The sequence below is a fragment of the Sphingomonas sp. 66-10 genome (assembly GCF_001897045.1).
In the GTDB taxonomy this organism is placed as follows: domain Bacteria; phylum Pseudomonadota; class Alphaproteobacteria; order Sphingomonadales; family Sphingomonadaceae; genus Sphingomonas; species Sphingomonas lycopersici.
The window spans coordinates 75,200-77,734 of sequence record NZ_MKRR01000001.1 but is presented as its reverse complement, the minus strand read 5'-3'; the positions used below and the strand labels follow the sequence as shown (position 1 = coordinate 77,734).

Annotated in this window: 5 protein-coding genes; 4 read left to right on the top strand and 1 reads right to left on the bottom strand. The window is 67.1% G+C overall.

The features are described 5' to 3' along the window. Positions 1–118 precede the first annotated feature (118 nt). On the bottom strand, positions 119–406 hold the full coding sequence (locus BGN95_RS27205) for a hypothetical protein (protein WP_502688222.1): 288 nt from the start codon (positions 404–406) through the stop codon (positions 119–121). On the opposite strand from BGN95_RS27205, the gene BGN95_RS00395 reads away from it, so the two are divergent. The 4 genes from BGN95_RS00395 to BGN95_RS00380 form a co-directional block, all read left to right on the top strand. Beyond that, positions 293–943 carry a hypothetical protein gene (locus BGN95_RS00395; RefSeq protein ID WP_286771281.1) on the top strand — a complete coding sequence of 217 codons (651 nt, stop codon included), beginning with the start codon at positions 293–295 and terminating at the stop codon, positions 941–943. The two genes, BGN95_RS27205 and BGN95_RS00395, sit on opposite strands and share 114 nt — an antisense overlap. Beyond that, positions 940–1,380, top strand: a complete 441-nt coding sequence (locus BGN95_RS00390; protein ID WP_286771280.1) for a periplasmic heavy metal sensor — start codon at positions 940–942, stop codon at positions 1,378–1,380. The genes BGN95_RS00395 and BGN95_RS00390 overlap by 4 nt, the downstream gene beginning before the upstream one ends. Next, entirely contained in the window at positions 1,377–1,940 is a 564-nt protein-coding gene (locus BGN95_RS00385) for an RNA polymerase sigma factor (RefSeq protein ID WP_265269572.1), read from the top strand. The genes BGN95_RS00390 and BGN95_RS00385 overlap by 4 nt, the downstream gene beginning before the upstream one ends. A 46-nt stretch (positions 1,941–1,986) precedes the next feature. Continuing rightward, the coding region (locus BGN95_RS00380) for a multicopper oxidase domain-containing protein (RefSeq protein WP_286771279.1) at positions 1,987–2,535 on the top strand (549 nt) is incomplete at its 3' end.

The following is a 2,535-nucleotide window of genomic DNA, read 5'->3' as shown; positions in this document are numbered from 1 at the left end:
GGCCGCGACATCAACGCCGCCTGCGGACAGCTCAAGACCGCTGCGGAGAAGAAGAGCCGCGCCGAGCTCGACCGGCTGGCGGAGGAAAAGCTCGCCGCGCTCGGCTGAACTTCTGGCTTCAGAGCGTCGCGCTTTTAGTCGCGATCACGCTAAGTCTTCCCCTTTTGCTCCCGCGAGGGCGGGAGGCCAGGCTGGGTCCCCACCTTCGCGGGGACACAAGATGGGAACCACCAACCCGGCCTGCGCCGCGGTGGATCATATCACGAAGCCCTAATAGTCCGCCGGCGGCGGCATGGCCCGACCAGGCGAGGCTGACGACCGCGACCGCGGCAAGCGCGGTGAGCGGGACAAGCGTGCCGATCCAGCGCGCCGATCGTCCGAGCGCGGTAATGGTGACGAGCGCCAATGCGACGGTGCGGACGATCAGCGCGTGCCCGCTTGGGGTATCGGCCAGCAGCGTCGTCCTTATCGCACCGGGCCGCCCCGCCGGTCGTTGACGCGATGCATGTCGGTCGAGAACGACGTCGGCGGCCTCATAACCTCTCCGGGGTATTCGACGCCGGATACGCGGGCCGCACGCGCATCCCTTATCGGTTACGGTCCGATTGGCGACGAGGGATTTTTCGCTAGATTGCGTACCGGTCGGTGGAGGTGTGAGGAACGAATGACGAATCTCGATGGAATGCTGCAGCGTCTGAGCGACTTGCCGACCGACCCGCGGTTGGCGGCGATCGACGATGCGGTGATCGACGCGCTGGCGCGCCGCCGCACGCATGGCGCGCCGTTGCCGGGCAGCGTTTTTGCCATCGCTGCCGGGTTGGCGCTGACGATCGGTCTTGTCACGTCGTTGATCCCGGCGAGTGAAAGCCACGCGGCGACGATCAATCCGCTCGGCGCCTCGCCGGCGCTTGCCCCTTCGACATTGCTCGGGACCGACGGGTGAGCGATCGTCGGAGGCTGCTGCTGATCGCGCTGATCGCCTTCGTCGCCGCGATCGCTGGGGTGGGGATCGGTCGGGTGTTCATCACGCTCCCCGCGCCGGTGGAAAGCGAGCTACACACGCTGCTCCACCACCAGCTCAAGCTCGATAGCGCGCAGCAGGCGCGGATGGACGTGATCGAGCGGCAATTCGCGATCCGCAAACAGGCGCTTGAGCTCGAGTTGCGCGCGGACAATGCGCGGCTCGCCGATGCGATTCAGGCCGAGCACGGCTATGGCCCGGCGGTCGCGGCGGCGGTCGACCAGTCGCATCAGAAGATGGGGCAGCTCCAGAAGGAAACGCTCGAGCATGTCTTCGCGATGCGCGCCGTGCTGCGGCCCGATCAGGCGGTGCAGTTCGACGCGGCGGTGGTCAAGGCGCTCACGGCCGACGGACGGTGACACTCGATCTTGACGGCTGTTCGGATGGCGAGCTGGCCGCGCTCGCGCTCGGCGGGCGCCAGGCGGCCTATGGCGAATTGATGCGGCGCCACCGTGACGCCGTCTTCCGCCTGCTGCGCGGGCATACCGGCGATGCCGATGCGGCGGTCGATCTGACCCAGCAGGGGTTCATCGCCGCCTTTGCCGCGCTGCGCAGCTATGACGGCGCGCGGCCGTTTCGGCTGTGGATCGCGCGGATCGCGATCAACAAGGCGCACGACTGGAACCGCCGCCGCGCGGTGCGCCGGCTGCTGACCTTCGCGCGCCCGATCGACGAAGCGGTGGGGGTGGCCGATCCCGGCATCCCGGCCGATGTCCAGATCGACGACCGCCGCGCGCTCGAACGGACGATGCGCGCGATCGCGACGCTGCCGGTCAATCTGCGCGACGTGCTGGTGCTGCGCACGATCGAGGGGATGAGCCAGGCGGAAAGCGCCGCGGTGCTCGCGATCAGCGAGAAAGCGGTCGAGACGCGGCTCTATCGCGCGCGGGCGAAACTTATGGAAATGTTGAGGGATTAGCCCAGAGCATGCGTATCTGCCGGTAAGTTGGACACTGGGAAGACGCATGACGAATAGGGCAGTCCTCGATCGCCGGGGTTTTTTGCGAACGGCCGGGCTGGCCGGTGGCACGGCCGCTCTGGCGGCATGGATGCCCGCCTGGGCGAGCCCGGTATCCGCCGGGCTACCGACCGTATCGGGCGAGGACATTACGCTCCGCATCGCGCGTCAGACGATGACGATCGACGGCCGGCGGATGGCGGCGATCGGGGTCAACGGCACGATCCCCGCGCCGCTCGTCCGGCTCCGCGAGGGGCAGAAGGTGCGGCTCAACGTGATCAACGATCTCGACGAGGATAGCTCGATCCATTGGCACGGGCTGATCCTGCCGTTCCATATGGATGGCGTGCCGGGGGTCAGCTTCCCGGGGATCAAGCCGCGATCGACCTTCGTTTATGAATTCCCCGTCGTCCAGTCGGGCACTTATTGGTATCATAGCCATTCGGGATTCCAGGAGCAGCTCGGCCATTACGGCCCGATCGTGATCGATCCGGCGGGCGAGGATCCGGTGCGTTACGATCGCGAGCATGTGATCGTCCTGTCGGATCACAGCCGG